The following is a 22,651-nucleotide window of genomic DNA, read 5'->3' as shown; positions in this document are numbered from 1 at the left end:
CCCATATCATAACCTGGTCTCCCCCGAGACGATTCACACGTTTTGGGTGGGACTTTTATTAGTGAGGTTATCACCTTGGGTATATTCCCCACCCCCATTTTTACCATTCTTCATTTGACAATCAACCCTCATTCTATTATTATCAATATCAATAACAATAATAAAAAGGATTGAACCTAATGACCAATCTAAATACAGACTTGATCCTTCACCCCATCCGGATGCGGATTATACAGCATCTATCTAAGGGGGCAGCCACTGTACATGAGCTGAAGGAATGGATGGCGGATGTCCCACAGGCCACACTTTACCGCCATTTAAATCGTTTGACGAAAAGTGAGATCATCTATGTCATCCACGAGCGGAAGATTCGGGGTGCAGTGGAAAAAACCTATGCCATACAGGAAGACAGCCCATATATGTCCGTGGAAGAGCTGGGGCAGCTGACAGGTGAAGAACATTTAAAATTATTCATGACCTTCCTTTCTTCCGTTACAGGACAGGCCAGAAGCTATCTCCTGGATAATCAGGATCCCTCCGTGGATTCGTTCGGATATCATCAGTTGGATCTTTACCTGACACCCGACGAGCTCAAAGAGTTGAATGAAGGCATGAACGAGCTTCTGAGTAAATTCAAATCGAACAGACCGACGGAAGAAAACGATAGGATTTCTCTGATACAAATGCTAATACCAGACCCTAAGGAAGTGAAAATAAATGATTAGAACTAAATTTTATAGAAAAGTATTCGAATTAAATGGCCATCCCATCATCGCAAAAGGATTACGGAGGTTTGCTCAATCAAAGGTGAGCAAACCGTTCATCGGCTCTTTTGCCAAAATGTATAAGCTGAACATGGAGGAAGCAACCCGGGGGCTCCGTGATTACGGCACCCTTCATGACATTTTCACAAGGGAATTGAAACCTGGCGCGCGTCCGATCCCTGACGCAGCAAATGCATTCGTCAGTCCGTGCGACGGATATTTATCCGTTGTCGACCACTTGACCTCGGAGAGCACATTCATGGTCAAGGGGCAGAATTACACGGTGGAAGAACTGTTGGGATCATCAGAGAAAGCAGCACCATATGCCGGCGGTCAGGTTCTCATCTTTTACCTAAGTCCGACCGATTACCACCGGGTCCACGTTCCGATCGATGCGACAGTGGAGGAAGTCTACACGCTTGGAAAAGATGCCGCTCCCGTGAACGAACTGGGACTTAAGCATGGTCTCCGTCCCCTCACCCGGAATTACCGCCTCGTCTCCCGTTTCGATGTGGCAGGATCCCCTCTTGCCCATGTCATGGTTGGTGCTCTGAATGTGAATTCGATCGTACGGACGAATGAGGCAAATGTCGTTCATCGGGGAGATCCGTATGGGTACTTCTCATTTGGCTCGACAGTGGTGCTTTGCGTTCCAAAAGTTACGTTCAGCTTTAACGGTAAAACTGGCCCCGTCAAAATGGGTGAAGAAATTGGAACGTGGTTGTCATAATCGAAACGAAAACGCCTCTTCCCTGTAGGGAGGAGGCGTTTTAAAAATTTCTTTACACATGTCGCGGTATCAGCGAGGTCCGCCCCTTACATAATAAATCGAAACACTAGATCATTCATATTACTTCTTATTCTAAAATATTTACAACCGTTCTCCCTCTTGCCTTCCCTGCAAGAATATCGGATAAGGTCTGAGGAAGCTCATTGAATGAAACTTCATTCTGAATGTCATTTAATCCATCAGGCTTCAAGTCTGTGGCCATGCGATCCCATAACGTGACTCTCAAGTCTTTTGGGCAATAAACCGAATCGATCCCCAATAAGTTCACGCCTCTCAATATGAACGGGAATACCGTTGTCGGAACGTCCCCTCCCCCGGTCAATCCGCTGACGGCGACGGATCCTCCGTACTGTGTATGGCTCAATACGGCTGCCAATGTTTTACCGCCTACAGGATCGACGGCCCCGGCCCAGCGTTGTTTTCCCATCGGACGGATCTTCTCGGGCGTGACGTCTTCACGGGAAATGATTTCTTTCGCCCCCAATTTCCTTAGGTACTCATGTTCGGATTCTTTCCCCGTACTGGCGATGACGTCATAATTCCGTTTCGCAAGTATGGAAACCGCCATACTTCCGACGCCTCCTGTCGCCCCGGTCACTAAAACGGGACCGTCTTCAGGAGTCAATCCGTTCTTCTCTAATTGATGGATTGAAAGGGCTGCAGTAAATCCTGCCGTTCCGAAGGCCATGGCTTCCTTCATGGTCAACTGTTCCGGCAATGGGACCACCCAATCTGCAGGGACCCTTGCATATTCACTGTAACCACCGTAATGGGAAACACCTAATTCATAGCTGGTCACAATCACCTTGTCACCCTCTTTATAACGGGGATCTCCTGATGACGTGACAACCCCGGCCAGGTCAATCCCTGGTACAAACGGATATGATTTCACGATATTCCCCTTCGGAATGCTCGCTAACCCGTCTTTATAGTTCACACTGGAATAATGGACCCGTATGGTCACATCTCCTTCCGGCAGGTCATCCATTGACAGTGATTCAACGTTCACTGAGAAGTCTTCCTCGGTTTTATTCACAACAAGAGCTTTAAATGATTTCGACATTTGAATCATTCCCCTTTCGATTTGATTACGTTCATCATAGTATATTTTATACTGACCGGTCAATTTATTTTGTCTGGTCAGTTTATAAAATCATTCTTCTTTAGTATAATAAGGACAAGATTCAAATGGAGGTTCGATGTTACGATGGCTAAAAAAGCTGAGCAACGACGCAAACAAATACTAAAAGCCGCCTTTCAAGCCGCAACGGAAAAAGGATATGAATCCGTGACCTTGCAGGATATCGCCGATTACGCCGATGTGAGTAAAGGCGTAACCAACTACTATTTCAAAAATAAAGCGGATGTATTCGCCAATCTTTTCGAATGGCTCACAACCAGAATCTATGAAAAAGAAGCTGAATCCATCCAGGAAAAAGATACAGCCCTTGAGAAGCTGGATGCCTATCTCAATCAGGTATTCATCAGTCCCGCTGAAAATAAAACATTCTACCGGGTGTACCTGGACTTCCTATCTCAAATCAAGAACGATGACCGCTACAAAGAAATCAACCAGAGGTTTTATGAAAACTGCTGGTCCATCGGCGAATCTATTATCCAACAGGGAATCGAAGAAGATGTCTTTCATGTAGAGGAGATCCAACAAGCAGCCAAAAGTATCCGTGCCATGATTGACGGCAGCCTGATTCAATGGCTGATGAGGGATGATGAAACCCTGCACGATTATTATCAAAAGATGTGCCAAGAATCGATCCATCACATCCTGAATGTCAAGAAATGAACGATTTGACCAGTGCTGAATAAAAAAGCTTTTATAAAAAACAGGCTTAGAATAGGTTCTAAACCTGTTTTGAGAAATAAAAAAGAGGTGACTCCCTTGTCTAAGGAGTCACCTCTTTTCTGAAGCGTAAACCTTCACGCTCCCACACTCTCTCGTATGTCATCCGCTTTCTCTTCCGTCCGCTTCTCCAACTTATAAACCAACACCCCGCCGATCAACAATCCGATCCCAAGAATCTTCTCCCAGGAAAGGGCAGAAGGTTCAAAACCGAACCAGCCACCTGTGTTGACAATGAATGCAATGGTGATTTGAGAAATAAGCGCGATGGAGATCGCATACGCCGGTCCGATCAACGTGACTCCCCTCATCAGGAAGAACACGATGCCGACTCCGAATACCCCGCTGAACAGAAAGACGGGATTGACCCCGCTGAAGTCCAGCAGGCTTTTGTCTTCCATTGTATAAAAAACCGGCAGTGAACAGACAAGACCGAGGCCAAGGACGAGGCTCGTCGTGGCCCATGGGCCTGTTTTTTCACTGACGCGTGCATTGAATACATTTTGTAAACTGATCAGGATTCCTGCCATGATGGCGAGTCCGATTCCGATCATATGAGACCCTCCTTATTCATAGATGTTTCCTTTCGCAAGGATGCTGAGTTTATCAAGATCTTTGATGGTGATGGATCCGTTGACCCGTTCGATGAGATCATCCGTCGCCATCTTCTTCAGTACCCGGTTCAGATGGCGGTAGCTCGTTCCAATCCATTCAGCGAGCTCCATGAGGTTGGACGTATGCATTTCCTGATGGAACATGGTCCCCTCACCCGCTTCTGAAATGGACAGCAAGTAGCTTGCCAGGCGTACTTCGACAGGATACAGCATGTGCATGCTCGTGATATGGGACTCCGTGTAAAACTTGTGCGCCACTGTATCAAAGAGGAACCGCATGATCGCCGGATGCTCCTTCTCAAGCCTTGCGAGATCCGTGAACGGAACCGATAGGAACACCCCGTCCGTCACGGCTTCCACCGAATTGAGGACCGCCGTACCCTTCGAATATTCCACATCCCCGATCAGGGCAAGGGGACGCTTGAACCGGTTGATTAACAGTTTTCCTTCCGGTGTATGGGTGAAGATCTTGATTTTCCCCTCCATGAGGAAGTACAGTTCGTCGAGTTCTTCCCCCGTGGAAAAAAGATTGTCCCCTTTTTCAAAGTCATACACCTTGATATGCTTTCTGAAATCCGCCGGGAATAACTCCTCAAGCTCGAATTGATGTATATAATGGTTGGGAGAACCCCCTTGTATTTCTCTCATCGTACATCTCCTTTTTCTACAATTGGAAAAGGACGACGCCTGCAAGCATCATCGAGAGCCCCACAACCTGCCTCGGCGTAACCGGGATTTTCTTCTCCCCGAACCATCCCTGTGATTCAATGAGGAAGGCTGTCCCGATCTGTGCCACAAGCAGGATGGCAATCGCCGCTGCCGGGCCGATCATGTGAATCGCCGTCAGTTCCGAGAACACGACGATCACACCAAACGATCCCCCGATCAGATACAGGAACGGCACCTGCCTGAAGCTCTTTCCTTTTCCATCCCTTACTTTCATATATATCGTCATCGCAATCGTAAAGGCCACAAGGTGAACCATCGAAGTCGTATGCCACCCGCCGATCGCGTCACTCATCCTGGCATTGAAAATCCCCTGCATGGTGATACAAAGTCCACCAAACAGAGCAAATATAGCACCTTTCATCGTTCATCCTCCTATTCTTTGTTCTATTAAATAGGAGGACGGATATTTGTGAAAGGACATATGTCCTAAGGGTGCACGAATGGGGGATTGGGTATGCGTTTTCATGTGGATTTATTGGCGTCGAAATCATTTATGGACGAAATTTTGGTTTTATCGGTCGAAATCCCTCCCCACCCCATATTTCGTTCACCTTAAGAATGACCTCTCCCCTTTACGCGCATACTATCCTATTGACACTACCAAAAGGGTGAGCGTAATGAATACTTTAGAAAACAGAGTCTCTGAGCTTCTCGCATCCTTCGGAGACAGCTCCGATGTTAAAACCCGGTATATTAAGCTACCTGGTGACGGCCAACTGTCTGCCTGCCTCCTATACATAGAAAACATCGTGGATACCATGTCCATCCAGGAACATATCATCGAGCCTATGCTCCAGAAACCTGTGCCTGAGGAAAAGGACCGTTTCTTTCCTTTTTTGGTGCAAGAGGTCCTTCAAGTCAGTGATTTGAAGATTGTCACAGAGACAGGGAAAGTCATCGATAAGCTGGTGAACGGGGCCACCATCATCCTCTTCGACGGACAGGCTGACGTCCTCACCGCAGACACCTCCAAATGGGAGGAAAGGTCTCTTTCCAATCCGAAGGGACAACGGACCGTTCAGGGACCGGACATTGGCTTTACCGAAAGTCGCAGCGGAAATGTGGCCCTGATTCGGAAATACATTAAAAATCCGACACTGAAGGTTCAGACCCAAACCTACGGGAAGATCACCAATACGTCTGTCACGCTTGTGTACTTGGAGCACTTGGTCGATGCCGACATTTTATCCAGCATTCAGAACAAGCTGGACGAAATGCCCTATGATTCTGTCATCGGTTCCAATTATATTACCGAGTACCTGACAAAAGATTCGAAATCGCTTTTCCCGTTGATCTTGAACTCTGACAGGCCGGATGTAGCGGCGGCGGAAATCCTCGAGGGTAGGGTGTGCATCGTGGTGGACGGAACCCCGTTCGTTCTGATTGCGCCGGCTGTGCTCATTCAGTTCTTCCAGTCGCCGGATGATTATTATTTGAGCAGCGAAGCGACGAAATATGTGCGTCCATTGCGGTTTATTTTCTTCTGGTTATCTCTATACATACCCGGCTTATATGTGGCCTTCACGACCTTCCACAAAGGTCTCTTACCGGTGAATTTATTGGTGGGTTTCACTGCACAGCAGCAAGCTGTACCGTTTCCCACCGTTTTTGAGACCCTACTTGTATTAAGTTTGACAGACGCCATTTATGAAGGATCAAGCCGTCTTCCACAGAACCTCGTCATCACCATCTCGCTGTTTGGTGCCATCGTTTTCGGTCAGGCATCAGTGGAAGCACAGCTTGTTCAGCCTGTCACCCTGGTCATCATCAGTATATCGTTCATCTTTTCAAGTATCATCCCGATCGCTTCTTTAAACTATTCTGTCCGGATCATTAAAATCAGTTTGATCTTGATCGGAGCCCTGCTTGGATTATACGGGATCGCCTTATTCACGTTACTACTCTTGGTCCATCTCTGCTACCTGAGATCGTTCTCGGTTCCATACTTTGCGCCGATTTCTCCCTTTTCACGTCAGGACATGGATAAGGATGTCTTCATCCGGAAGCCGATGCCTGAAATCAACCATAACATCCCTGGTTTTCATAAAGAAGAAGATATGGAAGGTCAGCCGAAAAAGGAGAATGACTCGTGAATCTATCCAAACTGCGTCTCATCTCGATTTTGTTTATCTTATTGGGAACGATTGTCGTCGGGTATATCAAATCCAACCAATTAAATGAAGTTGAATTGGTGTCTGGTCTTGGAATTGATCAAATAGATGGACAATATGCCGTTACCTTGCAAATCTTTAACCCTTCTGCCAACCAGAAGAATTCGGTGGATCCGACAGGCGGTTTCACCTACACCCAGAACGGCAAAACCATACCCGAAGCCATCGAAAAAATTAAAAAAGAAAGCTTGAAGGAACCGATTCTTGATACTCTGCAAGTTGTCACCCTGGGCGAAAAGCTTGTGAAAGGAGAGGGCTTGAATGAAACATTGGACTTCCTTGTCCGCAATCCCCGTGTTCCGGCAAGCATTAACACCATCATCGTCAAAGATGATAGTCCCGAATCTTTTTTAACCTTGTTCACACCCCAGGAGAAACTGACCGCCCTGTATACCAATACGATGCTGAGAAATTCAAAAGCCGTCTGGGGAAATCTCGTGAACACGTCATCGGAGCGCATCCTAAGTTATTTATCAGACCATACGTCGGATATCATCATTCCTTATGTAGAGATCCATGGCGACATCGAGCAAGGGATGACGAAGGGGAATATTGAACGTTTCTCCCCTGCCTCCCATATTTCCCTTGAAGGGTTTGCGACGTTTAAAGGAGAGAAGCTTCATTCCTACTTAACGAATGAAGAAAGCAATACATTGGCTCTTATGAAAGGAATGGACCAGGTCGTCAACATCTCGGCACCATGTGCAGATTCAGATAATGAAATCACGATTGAAACCATCACTACTTCCTCATCCCTAAAAACAGCCAAGGATCCACTTTCATTCCACTTAAAGGTGAAGATCAAAGGGAACCTTGAGCAAATAGGGTGCGGAAAGGATTTTACAAACCTCTCTTTTAAAAAATCACTGGAATCTCAGATAGAGAAAAAAATCAAAGCCGACATGCATGCCGTCATCAATAAGTCTCAGGAAGACGGTACAGACGTGCTTGGGCTGAAGGATGCCCTCTACCGTCAGAAGCCTAAGGTTTGGAAAGAGAAGCGCAATGAGAAGGATTTTCTATCGAAAGTGAACGTGGACACACATGTCGATGTCCAATTCGTCCGGTTCGGACACATTAAACAATAAGACAGAGGAGGGTGGAAGACATGAATAAGGTTTCCATGTCCACGCTTGAATTATGTTCCATGATGCTTCTCTTTCTGACTGGGAGCACCATCGTGGTCGGTCTGAACTTTGCCGCCATGGAAGACAGCATATTGGCCGTTTCAATAGAAATGGTATTTGGCATCATCTTATTCTACTTCTATCTCCTTATCGTGAAGAAGAGTTCATGGAAGGAATTTGTTCCCCTTTTGGAGATGGGGTTCGGTTCCTTTTTGGCCAAGATCATGGCTATCATCTTCAGCTTTTACTTTCTATACATCGCAGCAAGGGTAACGAATGACTTTGCCTTTTTCACAACACAGATCCTTTATCCCGATGCCCCAAACTGGATTGCCACCATCCCGTTTCTCCTTGTTGTCGGTTATTGTGTGATGCTCGGGATTGAATCGATTGCCAGAAGCGCTGTCATCATGACCTTCTTTTCCTTTGTCATACTCGTTGGATTATGGCTACTCGGTTTCTTCTCGGAAGAATTCCAGGCAAGGTACCTCCTGCCTCTCTTCTCCCACGGATGGAAGCCGATCAAGAGTATGATTTTCCCGACAGGACTGACATTCCCGTATGGAGAACTCGTGGTATTTCTTGTACTGCTCCCTTTCATTGCCAATAGAGAAAAGATTCACAAAGTCGTATGGATCCCGATTGTCACGGCCGGATTCATCATCATGATCACCATGGAGCTCGTGATCGGGATCCTTCACGCTCCATTTGCCAACACCTACTATTTCCCTTTTGTGAAAGCAATGGAGCTGGTCACTTATTTAGACGTCATTGAGCATATGGAAATCTTCACCTACCTATTATTATTAGGAGGAGGTTTTATAAAAGTATCTGTATTCATCTACGCAGCACGGGTTGTTCTCACCCAATTATTCGACATAAAGCACAAGAATTGGCATGTCCTCGTCTTAATGGGATCAGTCTACCTGTTCTCACTCCATCGAAGCGGTGACATCGCCGAGCATCTATACGTGGGATTGAAGCTCGTACCCTACTATCTTCATATTCCGATCCAATTCATTCTTCCGTTTTTATTAGGTTTGGTGGTGTTTTGGAAGACGAGAAAACGGTCTTGATAAGAAAAGAGGCTTATCCATTTCAAGATAAGCCCCCTTCCTTTTATTCGGGGACAGGCACCGGCTACCTTTTATGCACCAAGACGGGTTTTGTTTCATTTACTCAGATCCAGACCAACAGATTAAAAGGATGAAGATTGGCAACAATGGTACTAAAAAAAGGATGACAATGAATGCAGAATATCTTTGAAACCGCTTTTGATTACCTGAGAACCACTTTTGATACAGAACCAAAGACACCTCCACATATCGGTGAAGCAATGGGATGTTGGCTCTATTACACTGCCCTTGCAGAAGAAGTACCCGTCCTTGAAGCTGCATTAAATACAACGACAGACAACGAATTGATCCAGCTAATCAACAAATCAAAGGACCTTGGGGAACACCAATTGAAAATACTTCAAAAATTCATGGTCGATGAAGGCATCCCCCTTTCGCAAACGTCAGAACCAAGGCCTAAATCTGATCCAAACAGTATTCCCCTGGGGGCCAAAATGACAGATGAAGAAATCGCAAACTTTATCTCCATTAAAATTGCAACGAACATTGTAATGTGTGCCACCAACACTAGCCAAAGCATCCGCAATGATATCGGTCTCATGTGGGCACGATTCCAGGCAGAAAAAATGGTGTTCGGATTCGAACTGAAAACCGCGATGCGCAAAAGAGGCTGGCTAAAGGTCCCGCCGTACTATTATCCTCCAGGGGCACCTAGGAATTAGGTATCCTTATGAAAAGAAGCTGAAGATCGCCTTATGATCTTCAGCTTTTGTGGTTTATTGTTCATTAAGGCACCAAAGGGACAGGTACCATGGATCCCTTTGGGCCGCAGTACCTGACATCCTGAAACCCTCTATTCAACCGAATCCTTCTTCTTTTTAAAATAAATAAACAAATTTAGTATGCTCAGCCCTAAAACCACAAGAAACATATAAAAAGAAGCAATGTCTCCTGCCATATTTAATTCATCCGCTATGTACCCAATGATAATGAAATTGATTCCAGAAATAATAATAGAAATACATGAAAAAAGAGTAATGGTAAACCCATTCACCATGCTGTTCCAATTTCTCTGAACCAATAAAACAATCGAAATAACAAGTAAACTAATGATAAACGTACTAAAAACCAATCTTGACCAATCGTATATCTCCATCGTCATTCCCCCCTTAATTCTTCATAACCCAAAATAGGATGATCCCTAAACCCACAATCATCATCCCAATATGTAAATACCAATAATCAATCAAGAGATCCCATTGAAGGAGTTGGATTTCTTTGACCCTTTGAAAATAATCCATTTGTCGACTCTCCCTTACTATGACTCCACCATTTCCCTTGTTTCATTTGGGTTTTTCTTACATACGTATGAGGTCAGATAAAGTTTCATTTTATTGGGAATATATAGATGGGAAAGATGATAGAACGCAAGGTACAAATCATCGAAACCAGTACAAAAGATCGTTTCTTCAACCCCACCTTCCTCTCTAACAGAACCTCAATCTTTTCCCTTGACAAAGAAACATAAATATATAATAATGAATATCGAATTAGAATTATTATAATCTATTAATGATTCTCAATCACACAAACCACTAGGAGGAATTTACACTATGTCATTAATCGGTTCACAAGTCGTACCATTTAAAGCAGAAGCATTCAAAGATGGTGAGTTCATCACTGTTACAGACGAAAGCCTAAAAGGTCAATGGAGCATTTTCTGCTTCTACCCTGCAGACTTCACATTTGTATGCCCGACAGAACTGGAAGACCTTCAAAATAACTATGAAACTCTTAAAGAGCTTGGCGTAGAAGTGTATTCAGTTTCTACGGACACTCATTTCACACATAAAGGCTGGCACGACAGCTCTGAAAAAATCGGTAAAATCAAATACGCAATGATCGGTGACCCGTCACAACGCATCACTCGCGGATTCGATGTATTAAATGAAGAAGATGGTCTTGCTGACCGCGGAACATTCATCATCGATCCAGATGGCGTGATCCAAGCAGTTGAAATCAACGCTGGCGGAATCGGCCGTGACGCAGATATCTTAGTAAGCAAAATCAAGGCGGCACAATATGTGCGCAACAACCCAGGCGAAGTTTGCCCGGCTAAATGGCAGGAAGGTTCTGAAACACTTAAGCCAAGCCTTGACTTAGTTGGTAAATTATAAGGAGTGCTGAACATGCTCGAAGCAGATATTAAAGCACAATTAGAACAGTACCTGCAGATGATGGAAGGCGACATCGTCCTGAAAGTCAGTGCAGGCGACGATGACACGTCGAAGGAAATGCTCTCTCTTGTTGAAGAGCTCTCTTCCATGTCATCCCGCATCTCAGTGGAAAAAGCAGAACTGACCAGAACACCAAGCTTCAGCGTGAATCGTCCTGGTGAGGAGACCGGTATCACTTTTGCCGGGATCCCTCTTGGACATGAATTTACCTCATTGGTCCTTGCCCTTCTTCAAGTGAGCGGCAGAGCGCCTAAAGTGGATCAAAGCGTCATTGACCAGATCAAGAGCGTCAAAGGCGAACACCACTTCGAGACGTATGTCAGCCTAAGCTGTCACAACTGTCCTGACGTCGTACAGGCACTGAACATCATGAGTGTGCTGAACCCGAACATCACGCACACGATGATCGACGGAGCTGCCTTCAAGGAAGAAGTGGAACGCAAGAACGTCATGGCCGTGCCTGCTGTCTACCTGAATGCGGAATTCTTCAACGGTGGACGCACGACCCTGGAAGAAATTCTTTCTAAGATCGTGGAAGGTCCAAGTGCCGATGAGTTATCGGATAAAGAATCGTACGACGTCCTAGTCGTAGGTGGCGGACCTGCGGGATCCAGTGCGGCGATTTACGCTGCACGTAAAGGAATCCGCACGGGAATCGTCGCTGAGCGCTTCGGCGGTCAGGTCCTTGATACGATGAGCATCGAAAACTTCATCAGCGTAAAGCAGACGGAAGGTCCAAAACTTGTGGCGAGCCTTGAAGAGCATGTGAAGGACTATGGCATCGATGTCATGAACCTTCAACGCGCAAAACGCCTCGAGAAGAAAGATCTTGTCGAGCTTGAGCTTGAAAACGGTGCTGTGCTGAAGAGTAAGAGTCTGATCATCTCGACAGGTGCACGCTGGCGCAACATCGGCGTTCCAGGCGAAGAGAAGTTCAAGAACAAAGGAGTGGCGTACTGCCCTCACTGTGACGGACCTCTATTCGAAGGGAAAGATGTCGCTGTCATCGGCGGAGGAAACTCCGGTATCGAAGCAGCCATCGACCTTGCAGGAATCGTCAAGCACGTTACGGTCCTTGAGTTCAACTCAGAACTAAAAGCTGATGACGTGCTGCAGAAACGCCTTTACAGCCTGCCGAACGTAACGGTGATCACGAACGCTCAAACACAGGAGATCACGGGTACAGATAAAGTGAATGGTATCACTTATAAAGACCGTGAAACTCTTGAAGAGAAGCACGTCGAACTGCAAGGTGTATTCGTCCAAATCGGTCTTGTGCCAAACACAGACTGGCTCGGCGACCTTGTAGAACGTACGAAATTCGGTGAAATCATCGTGGACAAACACGGTGCCACCAACGTTCCTGGCGTATTCGCCGCAGGAGACTGTACAGACAGTGCCTACAACCAAATCATCATCTCCATGGGATCAGGAGCCACCGCCGCACTTGGCGCATTCGACTACCTAATCCGAAATTAAGATGATTCAGAGGTCCGTCCCTCTTTTTGAGGGACGGACCTCTTCTGTTTTCCCCGGCATTCTTTTCTCAACCAAGCCCTACTCGGGTTACTAATCTACTAAATATTAACATATCCTCTTTGTAATTGTCTGTTAACGAGGGAGGGACGGACCTCTGTTTCAAAGAAACAGAGGTCCGTCCCCTCAATTCTTACTTTCCTAACATATACGTTTTATAGCCCCCACTTAAGTTACTCGCTTCGAAGCCATGGTTGGTTAGGATTTTGGTTGCGAGGTATCCCCTTAATCCTACCTGACAGTTGACATAGATGTGCTGATGTTCAGGGAGTTCGTTCAACCGTTCTCTTAGCTCTCCTAAAGGGATATTGACTGAACCCATGATGAATCCGAACTCCCTTTCTTCCGGCTCCCTCACGTCGAGCAGGTACCCGCCTTTTTTGATGATGTCATCAATCTCATAATGATGCACAAGACTCAATTCACCATCAACAACGTTTCCAGCCACATAACCTGCCATGTTGACAGGGTCCTTTGCAGAGGAATATGGAGGGGCATATGCAAGCTCAAGATCAGATAAGTCCCAGACCTTCAGCTTCCCTTTGATCGCCGTCGCAATGACATCGATCCGTTTCTCGACCCCTATATACCCTACCGCCTGTGCTCCAAATACCTCACCTGTTTCAGGATGAAATAAGAGCTTCAGAGAAAGCTGGCTTCCTCCTGGATAGTAAGATGCATTGGAATTGGGATGGATATGCACCGCTTCATACCCTATGCCGAGCCGCTTCAACATCTTTTCATTGTTCCCGGTAGCTGCGATGGTCAAGTCGAATACCTTTGCAACGGATGTACCAAGACTGCCATTATATTCTGCCTTTTTTCCATTTATATAATCTGCCGCCAGACGTCCCTGACGATTGGCAGGCCATGCAAGTGGGATCATCGCCGGGGTCCCCTGGACATAGTCTCTTACTTCGATGGCGTCACCGATTGCGTAAATGTCGGGATCATCGGTTTGAAGATGTGGATTGACCACGATGCCTCCCCGGTCACCGAGGGTCAATCCCGCTTTGACAGCCAGTTCATTTTCGGGTCTGACCCCGATGGATAGGATGGTCAAGTCACTCGTTAATTCATTTCCGCTCTGAAGGACAATGGTTCTGCCTTCATCTTTGAATGCTTTCACTCCATCATTCAGATATAAATCCACTCCAGCATTCTGCAGTTCCCGGTGGACGATCGTTGCCATTTCATAATCAATCGGCGCCATCACCTGATTCCCGAGTTCCACAACCGTTACATGTACACCGCGATGATGCAGGTTCTCAGCCATTTCAAGACCGATGAAACCGCCGCCTATGATCACTGCTTCTTGTGGTTTCGTTTCATCCACCCATGCCTTGATTCGGTCTGTATCTGGGACATTTCGTAGAGTAAATACATTATTCGCTTCAAGCAAACCCTCTAATGGTGGGACGATCGGACGTGCACCTGGTGAAAGAATCAGCTTATCATAGCTTTCTTCATACACCTCTCCCGTTTCCACTTTCTTGATCGATACGGATTTTCGGTCACGATGAATCTCCACCACCTCGCTCAGGTTGCGGATATCAAGATTGAACTTCTTTGACATACCCTCAACGGTTTGAACCAACAATGCCTCTCTATTCGTAATCACCTCGCCAATATAATACGGGAGCCCGCAGTTGGCGAATGATATATATTCCCCCTTCTCGACCAATACAATCTCATCTTCCTCACTTAAACGACGCAGCCTTGCAGCAGCAGTGGCTCCCCCGGCAACCCCGCCCACAATCACGATTTTCTTCTTCATGTAACTTCCCCTCTTCCCGGACATTCTGCTTGTTAAGTATTTCACAAAGTATAAAATAGATACTCCTTACACTTTTATTATATGACTCTTTCCTCAAAAATCAATATACCCCTATGTGTATATTTCGTGACATATAGTGGAGATACATCCATTGCAGCATTATGACTTACAAACATAAAAAGCTCCTTTTCAGGCAAAATAATAGCAACCATCAAAAGACGGCAGGTGAATCACGAATGAGTCCTTCTAAAAAGATCGTCGACACAATCGAACAGAATATTAAGGATATTCACTCCGCCTTGTATCATACGGAAGATTTGAAGATAAGGGATCTCATTTTTCTGGACAAGCCAAGTAAGCTACTCTACATCGATTCCTTGGTGGATAAAAAATTGATCGAACGAAACATTATTGAACCCCTTCTTGAAACCAATGGAAATGCCACCCCTGAAACCGTAATCAAGAACGCCGAATATAGTAGATCGACTGATCTTGAAGTGGCAGTGACCGGCCTCCTTGAGGGTAACTGCGCCCTGTTAACGGAAGGTGTAGCTTCCGTTCTTCTGATGCCCGTAGCGGCCGGCGATGATAAGTCCATTCAGGAACCTGAAAATGAACACATCATCAAGGGATCTCATGATGGCTTCACGGAAAATATGAATAAAAACCTCTTCTTGATCAGGCGACGCGTGAAAAATCCATCTCTACAAATAAAGAATTATACTCTGGGATCAAAAACACAGACCAACGTATCGGTCGTCTATTTGGAGGAATTGGTGGATCATGGTCCGTTAGACATTCTTATCGAGAGGATCGAGGCAGTAAAGGTCGAGGAGCTCCAATCTGCAGGGGAGCTGGAAGAATTGATTGAAGATAATAGTTATTCTGTCTTTCCCCAATTACTGGCAACAGAAAGACCCGACCGGGCGGCGTCTTATTTACTGGAAGGAAAATCACTTGTGATCGTGGATGGAAATCCTCATGTGCTTGTTTCACCGATCACCTTTTTCAGCTTTTATCAATCACCGGATGACTATAACAGCAGATGGATCATTGGATCTTTTTTCCGTCTCATCCGGATCTTCAGCTTTTTAGTGGCGATCTGCTTACCAGCCGTCTATATTGCCATCGTGTCTTTCCACTCAGAGATTCTGCCTCTTGGGATTCTGTACGCCATCCGTGTCCAGATCGAATACGTGCCGCTCCCTCCATTGTTTGAAGCGATCGTCATGCAGATAGTATTGGAGCTTTTGAAAGAGGCGGCGATCAGGCTCCCTTCCCCCATTGCTCAGACGGTTGGGATCGTCGGCGGTTTGGTCATCGGGACGGCGATTGTAGAGGCTGGTTTTATATCCAACACGATGATCGTCGTTGTCGCCCTGACGGCGATTGCATCGTTTGTTGCACCTGTCAACCAAATGGGGACGGGTGCAAGGATCATGGCGTTTCCCATCATGCTTGCGGCTAATTTCTTTGGCTTTTTAGGAATCGTCCTTGCCCTTGCCGTATTATTGATACATTTATGCCGGTTGGAATCGTTCGGTAAGCCTTATTTGGAATCAATCGCTCCATTTTACTTCCATCAATTGAAGGATACCTTTATTAAAATGAAGAAAAGAAATCATCCTATGAAACAAACGTGACTCACCTTCAGAAAGGGGTATGGACTTTCTTATGGCCAAGACGAATTTCCTGACGAACCGGCAAATCTTTTTTTTGATGACCCAGACCCAAATCGGCTTCGGGATTCTATCCCTTCCCAATACGTTGCAAGCCACCAGCAAAGGTGACGCCTGGATTTCAGTCATTATCGCCGGAGTGATGATCCAGCTTGTCCTCATCATGTTCTGGCTGTTATTAAAAAGATTCCCACGTTTGACCTATCCTGAAATCACACAATTTGTGCTGGGAAAACAAGTAGGAACATCTGTGAACCTGATTATTTACATGTATTTCATCTGGGCGGCTACGTTCGTTTTGCTGCAATTCACATCCATCATTGAAGAACATCTTCTCATGAACACCCCCTATTGGGTCATAGGATTATTAATGATTCTGACTTGTACATATGCAGCCATCAGTGATATCCGGATCATCGCCAGATTTTTTGGTCTGATTTCCATTCTATTTCTTTTCTTATTCGGGATTTCTATTTTTTCCTTTCTTCTTCCGATGGATTTGCATCATATCCTCCCAATCGGAAGCAGTGGCCTAAAGAACATTACCTTAGGCAGCCGTGATTCTATGCTAACGTTGTTGGGATTTGAAGTGATTCTCTTTTTATACCCATTAGCAGAGAAAAAAGGAACCGATTTCCTCAAGGTCATTACGTGGGCGAACGTCTTTGTCACAGGGCTGACGGCTTACTTTGTACTAATATGCATACTGATTTTCAGTGAAGCCTTTTTAGAAAAGATCAACTATCCTGTCATCTACTTTCTGCGGCCCTTACATTTTCAAATGATCGACCGGCTCGATCTTCTGTTTATATCCATCTGGATCGTTCCATTGGTCGCTTCGATCATCATATTTATTTATTTGGCGAGTAAAAGCCTGCGACTATTTACTGATAACCAAACGAAACGGGTGCTTATGAATAGCCTTGCCGTATTCCTCCTTTTTATAGTGGCGCCGAAAGATCCTGAGTCCAAGCAGCTCTATACCATTTGGATCGAATATATGAGCTATCTGGTCTTAATCGCCATTCCGTTCATGCTATTACTATGTTCACGATTTTTACACAAACAGAGAAAAGAGGAATCCCGTTGAGAAAATTACCATTCCTATTCTGTTCGTTGCTCCTTTTGACCGGGTGCTGGGATCAAAGACAGTTAAAAGACAGCCGACTGGTCAACGGAATCAGTTTTGACACAGCGGATGATCCGGATAAGATCCTCGGAACAGCCCGGGCCATTAATATCCGAAGTTCCGGCGGGGGAAAGTTCGAGGTAATGGATGAATTCTATGAAGCCGAAGAGGAAACGGTCTCTGAGCTTGAGATCGATCTCCAGAATAAAGTATCCGGTCAGATGGATGTGGAAAAGGCTTTCATCATCATTGTAGGGGAGGACCTTGCAAAGTCTAAAGGCATCGCTCCCCTTTTAGAACCGATCTTCAGGTCTGTCAAAGGATATATCGCTTCATCCATCGTCATTAGTGAAGGGAAAGGAAATGACATCCTCACTTTAAACAAACAAGACAGTCCGATTGTGTTCGAGGTGAATGATCTGCTGATAGGTGGGGTGGAAGAAGCCTATATCCCTGATGAAACGACCTTTACAGTCTGGAATCACCACACAGCCAAAGAGAAGGACATGATCCTTCCCTATATAAAAAAAGATACCGAAGATAAGCTTAAACTGGACGGATCCGCTCTATTCAACGACGATAAGTTTACCGGTCACACCCTCACCACAAGCCAAACCTCCCTGTTGATCATGATGATGAATCAGCTGAAAAAACGGGGGAAATTAATTACACAATCAAATGAATTCAGCCAGCCCCTTACCCTGGCAATCCATAAAGCCTCGTCAAAAATGGACGTCAAAAAAGAGAAAGGAAAAGTCACCTGTACAATCAATACGGACTTGAAAGCACGGGTTCTAAGTTATTATGAGGAGACCACTCCAAAAGATATTAAAGCCCTAAATAATATCGCTTCAAAAGAACTCACTAAACGAGCCCGGGAACTCACCGATCTATTGCTTGAAGCCAATAGTGACGCGCTGGGAGTCGGGAAGGAATTATCGGTCACCTACCATGATTCCTGGAATCCCGAGACGTGGAAGGAAGACTACCAAGAAGTCAAGTTTACCCCAAAGGTCAACGTTGAAATTGTCGGAACGAACAATCTGAAGTAAAATCTAAAAAAACCGGCCAATTCTTACCGGCCGGCTTCTTTTATCCTCTTAAATGGTCTTTCTCCTGCATAAAGGGTTATTTGGGTCTCACCGGTAAAACATCTACAAATAAGAATCGATCACGCCCCGTTTGAATATCCGGCGTCACCCTTTCCTCCCCCAACTCATACTCGATTGGAAACCCGAAGTTTGGACCATCGAATACAAACGTATGAAACTCTCCATTTTCACCGCACACATCGCAATGCTCAGGAAAATCTCTTATGAAGTCTTGATCGTATACTCTCCCTGCAAACGATCGATCCAGTTGTTCCAGATCGATGCATGTAAGCACAGTTTTGAATCCAAGCTCGATAAATTCATGACTCAACTCCCCCACTGGCCGACCCCAAAGAGGAAAGACCGGGGTGATCCCCGTCCCTGAAAGCATTTCCTCACGATATGCCCTCACATCCTCCAGGTGAATATCCCCAAAAACCATATGAGTGACACCATCACCCAACATATCAGATACCTCCCGCTCCATCCGTTCCTGATACACCTCATTCGGGTAATCCTGAGGGATCCAAACTTCCCGGAGCGGTATCCCGAGCGCATCAGACTGCTGCTTCAACATCTCATACCGAACCCCGTGAATCGACACCCGGTCGAATCCTTCCGTCAGCGTCACGAGGAGTGAATCCACCTCGTATTCCGGATTTTGTTGTATTTTATATAATGCCAGGGTGGAGTCCTTTCCACCGCTGAATGCTATGACTGTTTTCATTTGGACCTCCTCTATCTTCCCCTTATTTTATGAGTTTTCTTACTATTCATTATTCCAAACCTCAACAAGGAACTCAAACATCCGTTTACAAATTTTTTTTACCTTCTTCTCAATCAACTGCTCTCACCCGCTTTCTACCCGTTAGACCAATGAACAGACCTAAACGTTTCACACTATGTCAAAAAAAGCCCACCTGCATGTAGATGAGCCTGAAGTCTTCATTTAAAATGGATACGATTCAACATTTGTACTCTTTTTACCGTCATTGTTTCGAATTTCTATCGATTTCCCACAAAAATAGCAGCTCACACGAAAAAACCGATCCTAAATACGCCTATCTGCAGAAATCCCCACGTCCTTCCCCTGCATCAAAAGCCCTCACACCCATTTATCGGCGAAATTCGGATTTTAACGGCGAAATTCCAAATATAACGGCGAAAATCAGATTTTAACGGCGAAATTTTCATTTTATCGGCGAAATCCTATATATATCGGCGAATTGCCTCAAACGGACCTCGATCCTCCAGGAAAACGAACTCTTAGCGCTAAGTCTTGAGGTCCGTCCCTCGCACAACCCCCGCCTCAATATAACTCCTCACCATCTTCCAATTGTCATCCTCCATTTTCTTAAAGGTATCAAAGAACAAGTGACACGTCTCCAAGGCTTTCCCATTCATCACGATCGTTGCGGATAGAATCGCCATCACTTCATCCTCCTTCAAAGGGATGATCGACACCTCATGGATTTCCCAATCTGCCCGCTGCTTTTTCACAAAATCGAACCCCTGCTTCCAGCCCTCGATGGATTCCTCATAGCCGAAATCAACGACTTCTCCGTCCCTGATTTCCCTGGCTTGGTAATCAGTCGAAATGAATGTCTCCAACTCTCTGATAGATGAATTCTTCCACGCTTCTAAAAATGTATCGAGAAACGGCTTAAATGTTTTATCGTTCATAGGAACCTCCTAAAGTATGTTACTACCAATTATTTCAAAGTAGGGTGATGAACTCAATCACCAATTCACATAAAAAAGGAGCTCAACCTAAAAGGTAAGCTCCTACTATTCATCATGCAAGCCGGATCAATCCTTCACCATCACCGCAGTTAGATTAAGATAGCCATTAGCACATCAACAATGGATATTAGCACCGTGCTAATCGGGTTGCTACTTCTTATATTAGTCGTTTGTGTTCACAACCCACAAACTAATTCCCGTAAATATTACCGCTCGACGAACTCAGGACCCCATTCACCGCATCCAACTGATAAGAAAAACCAGTATGATTCGCCCAATTCGTCATATCGATGGTATCCCCATTCTCCAGTTTAATGACATCAATATTGCTGATGGAAAGAGGTGATACATTGGTAGGCTGTGACGAAGCCTTGGCAAGATAAACCGATTGATCGGTACCTCCCGCCTGTACGACCACCCTGGCAGATCCATCGGCTTCGATCAATAGAGAGGTTTGCTCATTCACAGCTATCCCCTTTGCTTCTGTTGTCCATCCATCCAATAGATTCCGGGATAAGAACCCGACGAATCGACCCATCCGGTCCCGCTGCTCGAAATGACTATCCGTGATGGTGTTATCAAGATAGCGGTTCTCAAGAAAATTCCTTGAAAACGTCATATACCGGTTGTACGGATCACCCAATGCTTCATCCGAATACACGGTCCCATTCGCAGCATCATAGACAAATTCTCCCTGGATGGCCAGTCCAGCCGAGGTTCCTCCAATCGGGATCCCTTTCTGAATCTGGGCGTTCAATGCATCTTCAAGAGGGGTCCCCTCAATATAATCCACGTAAAGGAATTGATCTCCCCCCGCAAAGAAAACGGCTTCGGCGTTCTTCACCTTATCCAGTACGAAACTTTCATATGCGGCATTCCGATTCTTCAACAGAATCGTTTCAACCGAATTCAGTGGTGACTGATTGTCAGCCGCTAAGTCATACAGGTACTGATTATACCCATCACTTCCTGATGTCCTGAGTACGACGAAGTCTCCCCCATTCGCTTTCTCCGCCATCCACCTCATCGCTTCATCCACGTCTGTCGAGCCACCCATCAGGTTCACCCCGTATGTAGTGGCAGTCGTAACATCCCCTTCACTTCCATAGGAATAATACGTATAGTTACTTTTTGCAGCACCCGCTGTAGTGATGGTACCTCCCCATAAAGCTGCGACAACCAATAAAGCAATCAGTCTTTTCACACACTTGTCCTCCTTTTTTTGAAATCACTTTATCAATTGCAAGTTCTGTGCCAACTATGAAAGCGCTTTATTTACTGAATAATGTAAATATTTAAATAGTAATTGGTTTTTATTGGGTCAAATCACTTCGGTTTCATTTAACCCAATGACGACATCCTCTGGCTGTCCATCCCCAATTCCCATAAAAAAAGAAGCTCCCCCCAAAGGTAAGCTCCTAATCATCCTCCCACAAACTCGACCAATACTTCACAATCTCCCGCCCCTGGGCAGAATAGCGGTCATTTCCATCTAAAAAGAAGTCCTCCCCGCAGTCAGAACCTGTCACCTGGAATGCTTCATATGATATGTCCCTGCCATCGGAGCTGGTCATGCCTCCACCCATACTATGATGGATACAATAATCCTCGATGGAGGTTCTGTTCCCATCGTCATCAACATAGAAATATTGATTTTGATTGATGTTGAATCCCATTTCTTTAGTAGAAGTTTGATAGATACCGTACTTTTCAATATCCGTCCTCATCAACGTGGGCAAACTCTCAATCTTTACAGGAATGACGGAAAACGCTCCCTCTTTTTTAATGGCAGGTTGGTCCTGCATGCTATAGAAGACAACAATCGTACCTTCATAACCCTCAGGGATCAGGTAGCGGTTTTTTATCATTTCTCCTTGATCTTTACCAGAAATCCAATTCACTGCCAGCATCACAATCGCCACCACAAAGACAACACTTGCTAATGTAAGGTAGAATCGCTTGTTCTCCCGGTCAGGCCCCGGTGTGTTCTTTCTTTTCAACCATTCATCCACAAAGAAGAATATTATGGCACAAATCACCGCAAACCATGCAAACCCGTCGATCACAAAATACGTAATGGCTCCAAAGAAAGCATGGATGAAACCAGCTACCACCATACGTCCCTTCAATAGTCTTTTCGTTAACCAATCGGATAGCAGTGATACGGGAATCCCGTAAGCCAGGTTACCGGCAAGGGAATACATCAAGACAAATGGAAAGAGCATAATGCCCCCGTCCAGTATGCTGACGATCATCAAAAAAGTGGAAAGAATCAAACTCGTATAAATGGCCGGTTTTAATTTATTCATCCTGTCAGCCTCCAATTGAGA

General features: G+C 45.4%; 23 protein-coding genes. 12 read left to right on the top strand and 11 right to left on the bottom strand.

Features of this window, described 5'->3' with window-relative positions:
- Window positions 1-179: 179 nt before the first annotated feature.
- Both TV75_RS10165 and TV75_RS10160 read left to right on the top strand, forming a co-directional pair.
- The gene (locus TV75_RS10165; protein WP_052504516.1) at window positions 180-725 is read left to right on the top strand and encodes a helix-turn-helix domain-containing protein; all 546 of its coding nucleotides are present in this window, start codon (window positions 180-182) and stop codon (window positions 723-725) included.
- Window positions 718-1,494, top strand: coding sequence for a phosphatidylserine decarboxylase (locus TV75_RS10160; RefSeq protein WP_082051235.1), 777 nt, complete (start codon window positions 718-720; stop codon window positions 1,492-1,494). Before TV75_RS10165 ends, TV75_RS10160 begins: the two co-directional genes overlap by 8 nt.
- Before the next feature lie 127 nt (window positions 1,495-1,621).
- Here the strand turns inward: TV75_RS10160 and TV75_RS10155 are convergent, their stop codons facing one another.
- Window positions 1,622-2,617, bottom strand: a complete 996-nt coding sequence (locus tag TV75_RS10155) for an NADPH:quinone oxidoreductase family protein (RefSeq protein WP_044338644.1) — start codon at window positions 2,615-2,617, stop codon at window positions 1,622-1,624.
- A 144-nt stretch (window positions 2,618-2,761) separates the two neighbouring features.
- Here TV75_RS10155 and TV75_RS10150 point away from each other — a divergent pair, with 144 nt between their 5' ends.
- A complete protein-coding gene (locus TV75_RS10150; protein ID WP_044338643.1) occupies window positions 2,762-3,355 on the top strand; it encodes a TetR/AcrR family transcriptional regulator in 594 nt (197 codons plus the stop codon).
- A 134-nt stretch (window positions 3,356-3,489) separates the two neighbouring features.
- Here TV75_RS10150 and TV75_RS10145 read toward each other — a convergent pair whose 3' ends face one another.
- The 3 genes from TV75_RS10145 to TV75_RS10135 are packed head-to-tail and all read right to left on the bottom strand — an operon-like array spanning window position 3,490 to window position 5,116.
- Window positions 3,490-3,966 (bottom strand): DMT family transporter, encoded by a 477-nt coding sequence (locus TV75_RS10145; protein WP_044338642.1) that lies wholly within the window; start codon window positions 3,964-3,966, stop codon window positions 3,490-3,492.
- Window positions 3,967-3,978: 12 nt separating this feature from the next.
- A complete protein-coding gene (locus TV75_RS10140) occupies window positions 3,979-4,674 on the bottom strand; it encodes a Crp/Fnr family transcriptional regulator (protein ID WP_044338641.1) in 696 nt (231 codons plus the stop codon).
- Between the two features lie 16 nt (window positions 4,675-4,690).
- The gene (locus tag TV75_RS10135) at window positions 4,691-5,116 is read right to left on the bottom strand and encodes a DMT family transporter (RefSeq protein ID WP_044338640.1); all 426 of its coding nucleotides are present in this window, start codon (window positions 5,114-5,116) and stop codon (window positions 4,691-4,693) included.
- A gap of 256 nt (window positions 5,117-5,372) precedes the next feature.
- Here TV75_RS10135 and TV75_RS10130 point away from each other — a divergent pair, with 256 nt between their 5' ends.
- From TV75_RS10130 to TV75_RS10115, 4 genes are all read left to right on the top strand, one after another.
- The gene (locus TV75_RS10130; protein WP_044338639.1) at window positions 5,373-6,848 is read left to right on the top strand and encodes a spore germination protein; all 1,476 of its coding nucleotides are present in this window, start codon (window positions 5,373-5,375) and stop codon (window positions 6,846-6,848) included.
- Window positions 6,845-8,014, top strand: a complete 1,170-nt coding sequence (locus tag TV75_RS10125; protein WP_044338638.1) for a Ger(x)C family spore germination protein — start codon at window positions 6,845-6,847, stop codon at window positions 8,012-8,014. The genes TV75_RS10130 and TV75_RS10125 overlap by 4 nt, the downstream gene beginning before the upstream one ends.
- 20 nt (window positions 8,015-8,034) lie before the next feature.
- On the top strand, window positions 8,035-9,129 hold the full coding sequence (locus TV75_RS10120) for a GerAB/ArcD/ProY family transporter (RefSeq protein ID WP_044338637.1): 1,095 nt from the start codon (window positions 8,035-8,037) through the stop codon (window positions 9,127-9,129).
- A gap of 173 nt (window positions 9,130-9,302) precedes the next feature.
- A complete protein-coding gene (locus TV75_RS10115) occupies window positions 9,303-9,851 on the top strand; it encodes a DUF3231 family protein (RefSeq protein ID WP_044338636.1) in 549 nt (182 codons plus the stop codon).
- 131 nt (window positions 9,852-9,982) lie between these two features.
- On the opposite strand, the gene TV75_RS10110 is transcribed toward TV75_RS10115, so the two are convergent.
- Entirely contained in the window at window positions 9,983-10,285 is a 303-nt protein-coding gene (locus TV75_RS10110; RefSeq protein ID WP_253275508.1) for a hypothetical protein, read from the bottom strand.
- A 13-nt stretch (window positions 10,286-10,298) separates the two neighbouring features.
- On the bottom strand, window positions 10,299-10,430 hold the full coding sequence (locus TV75_RS22520) for a hypothetical protein (RefSeq protein ID WP_301280423.1): 132 nt from the start codon (window positions 10,428-10,430) through the stop codon (window positions 10,299-10,301).
- A 312-nt stretch (window positions 10,431-10,742) separates the two neighbouring features.
- Here TV75_RS22520 and ahpC point away from each other — a divergent pair, with 312 nt between their 5' ends.
- Window positions 10,743-11,306: an alkyl hydroperoxide reductase subunit C gene (gene ahpC / locus TV75_RS10105; protein ID WP_034761584.1), complete on the top strand. Its 564-nt coding sequence runs from the start codon at window positions 10,743-10,745 to the stop codon at window positions 11,304-11,306.
- Window positions 11,307-11,318: 12 nt separating this feature from the next.
- Complete coding sequence (ahpF, locus tag TV75_RS10100; protein WP_044338634.1) at window positions 11,319-12,845, top strand: alkyl hydroperoxide reductase subunit F; 1,527 nt, start codon at window positions 11,319-11,321, stop codon at window positions 12,843-12,845.
- A gap of 190 nt (window positions 12,846-13,035) precedes the next feature.
- On the opposite strand, the gene TV75_RS10095 is transcribed toward ahpF, so the two are convergent.
- A complete protein-coding gene (locus TV75_RS10095) occupies window positions 13,036-14,679 on the bottom strand; it encodes an FAD-dependent oxidoreductase (RefSeq protein WP_044338633.1) in 1,644 nt (547 codons plus the stop codon).
- A gap of 236 nt (window positions 14,680-14,915) precedes the next feature.
- On the opposite strand from TV75_RS10095, the gene TV75_RS10090 reads away from it, so the two are divergent.
- Genes TV75_RS10090 through TV75_RS10080 form a run of 3 tightly spaced genes read left to right on the top strand, consistent with a single transcriptional unit; the run spans window position 14,916 to window position 18,539 of the window.
- Window positions 14,916-16,322 (top strand): spore germination protein, encoded by a 1,407-nt coding sequence (locus tag TV75_RS10090; RefSeq protein WP_044338632.1) that lies wholly within the window; start codon window positions 14,916-14,918, stop codon window positions 16,320-16,322.
- 31 nt (window positions 16,323-16,353) lie between these two features.
- Window positions 16,354-17,448 carry a GerAB/ArcD/ProY family transporter gene (locus TV75_RS10085; protein ID WP_044338631.1) on the top strand — a complete coding sequence of 365 codons (1,095 nt, stop codon included), beginning with the start codon at window positions 16,354-16,356 and terminating at the stop codon, window positions 17,446-17,448.
- On the top strand, window positions 17,445-18,539 hold the full coding sequence (locus tag TV75_RS10080; protein ID WP_044338630.1) for a Ger(x)C family spore germination protein: 1,095 nt from the start codon (window positions 17,445-17,447) through the stop codon (window positions 18,537-18,539). Before TV75_RS10085 ends, TV75_RS10080 begins: the two co-directional genes overlap by 4 nt.
- Before the next feature lie 76 nt (window positions 18,540-18,615).
- Here TV75_RS10080 and TV75_RS10075 read toward each other — a convergent pair whose 3' ends face one another.
- The 4 genes from TV75_RS10075 to TV75_RS10060 form a co-directional block, all read right to left on the bottom strand.
- Window positions 18,616-19,305: a diphthine--ammonia ligase gene (locus TV75_RS10075; RefSeq protein ID WP_044338629.1), complete on the bottom strand. Its 690-nt coding sequence runs from the start codon at window positions 19,303-19,305 to the stop codon at window positions 18,616-18,618.
- A 545-nt stretch (window positions 19,306-19,850) separates the two neighbouring features.
- On the bottom strand, window positions 19,851-20,261 hold the full coding sequence (locus tag TV75_RS10070) for a DUF4440 domain-containing protein (RefSeq protein ID WP_044338628.1): 411 nt from the start codon (window positions 20,259-20,261) through the stop codon (window positions 19,851-19,853).
- A 250-nt stretch (window positions 20,262-20,511) separates the two neighbouring features.
- The gene (locus tag TV75_RS10065) at window positions 20,512-21,525 is read right to left on the bottom strand and encodes a cyanophycinase (RefSeq protein WP_044338627.1); all 1,014 of its coding nucleotides are present in this window, start codon (window positions 21,523-21,525) and stop codon (window positions 20,512-20,514) included.
- A 214-nt stretch (window positions 21,526-21,739) separates the two neighbouring features.
- Window positions 21,740-22,630 (bottom strand): DUF6843 domain-containing protein, encoded by an 891-nt coding sequence (locus TV75_RS10060; RefSeq protein WP_044338626.1) that lies wholly within the window; start codon window positions 22,628-22,630, stop codon window positions 21,740-21,742.
- Window positions 22,631-22,651 lie beyond the last annotated feature (21 nt).

Origin of the sequence: Rossellomorea aquimaris (assembly GCF_000935355.1) — a bacterium.
In the GTDB taxonomy this organism is placed as follows: domain Bacteria; phylum Bacillota; class Bacilli; order Bacillales; family Bacillaceae_B; genus Rossellomorea; species Rossellomorea aquimaris_B.
Note: the sequence above shows the minus strand (reverse complement) of the source record. Positions and strands in the feature narration are given on the sequence as shown.

Coding starts and splice junctions, on each gene's coding strand:
- TV75_RS10155 (WP_044338644.1), bottom strand. CDS start 2,617: ATGTCGAAATCATTTAAAGCTCTTGTTGTGAATAAAACCGAGGAAGAC.
- ahpF (WP_044338634.1), top strand. CDS start 11,319: ATGCTCGAAGCAGATATTAAAGCACAATTAGAACAGTACCTGCAGATG.
- ahpC (WP_034761584.1), top strand. CDS start 10,743: ATGTCATTAATCGGTTCACAAGTCGTACCATTTAAAGCAGAAGCATTC.
- TV75_RS10140 (WP_044338641.1), bottom strand. CDS start 4,674: ATGAGAGAAATACAAGGGGGTTCTCCCAACCATTATATACATCAATTC.
- TV75_RS10060 (WP_044338626.1), bottom strand. CDS start 22,630: ATGAATAAATTAAAACCGGCCATTTATACGAGTTTGATTCTTTCCACT.
- TV75_RS10090 (WP_044338632.1), top strand. CDS start 14,916: ATGAGTCCTTCTAAAAAGATCGTCGACACAATCGAACAGAATATTAAG.
- TV75_RS10120 (WP_044338637.1), top strand. CDS start 8,035: ATGAATAAGGTTTCCATGTCCACGCTTGAATTATGTTCCATGATGCTT.
- TV75_RS10150 (WP_044338643.1), top strand. CDS start 2,762: ATGGCTAAAAAAGCTGAGCAACGACGCAAACAAATACTAAAAGCCGCC.
- TV75_RS10130 (WP_044338639.1), top strand. CDS start 5,373: ATGAATACTTTAGAAAACAGAGTCTCTGAGCTTCTCGCATCCTTCGGA.
- TV75_RS10070 (WP_044338628.1), bottom strand. CDS start 20,261: ATGAACGATAAAACATTTAAGCCGTTTCTCGATACATTTTTAGAAGCG.
- TV75_RS10135 (WP_044338640.1), bottom strand. CDS start 5,116: ATGAAAGGTGCTATATTTGCTCTGTTTGGTGGACTTTGTATCACCATG.
- TV75_RS10085 (WP_044338631.1), top strand. CDS start 16,354: ATGGCCAAGACGAATTTCCTGACGAACCGGCAAATCTTTTTTTTGATG.
- TV75_RS10075 (WP_044338629.1), bottom strand. CDS start 19,305: ATGAAAACAGTCATAGCATTCAGCGGTGGAAAGGACTCCACCCTGGCA.
- TV75_RS10160 (WP_082051235.1), top strand. CDS start 718: ATGATTAGAACTAAATTTTATAGAAAAGTATTCGAATTAAATGGCCAT.
- TV75_RS10165 (WP_052504516.1), top strand. CDS start 180: ATGACCAATCTAAATACAGACTTGATCCTTCACCCCATCCGGATGCGG.
- TV75_RS10110 (WP_253275508.1), bottom strand. CDS start 10,285: ATGGAGATATACGATTGGTCAAGATTGGTTTTTAGTACGTTTATCATT.
- TV75_RS10095 (WP_044338633.1), bottom strand. CDS start 14,679: ATGAAGAAGAAAATCGTGATTGTGGGCGGGGTTGCCGGGGGAGCCACT.
- TV75_RS22520 (WP_301280423.1), bottom strand. CDS start 10,430: ATGGATTATTTTCAAAGGGTCAAAGAAATCCAACTCCTTCAATGGGAT.
- TV75_RS10145 (WP_044338642.1), bottom strand. CDS start 3,966: ATGATCGGAATCGGACTCGCCATCATGGCAGGAATCCTGATCAGTTTA.
- TV75_RS10115 (WP_044338636.1), top strand. CDS start 9,303: ATGCAGAATATCTTTGAAACCGCTTTTGATTACCTGAGAACCACTTTT.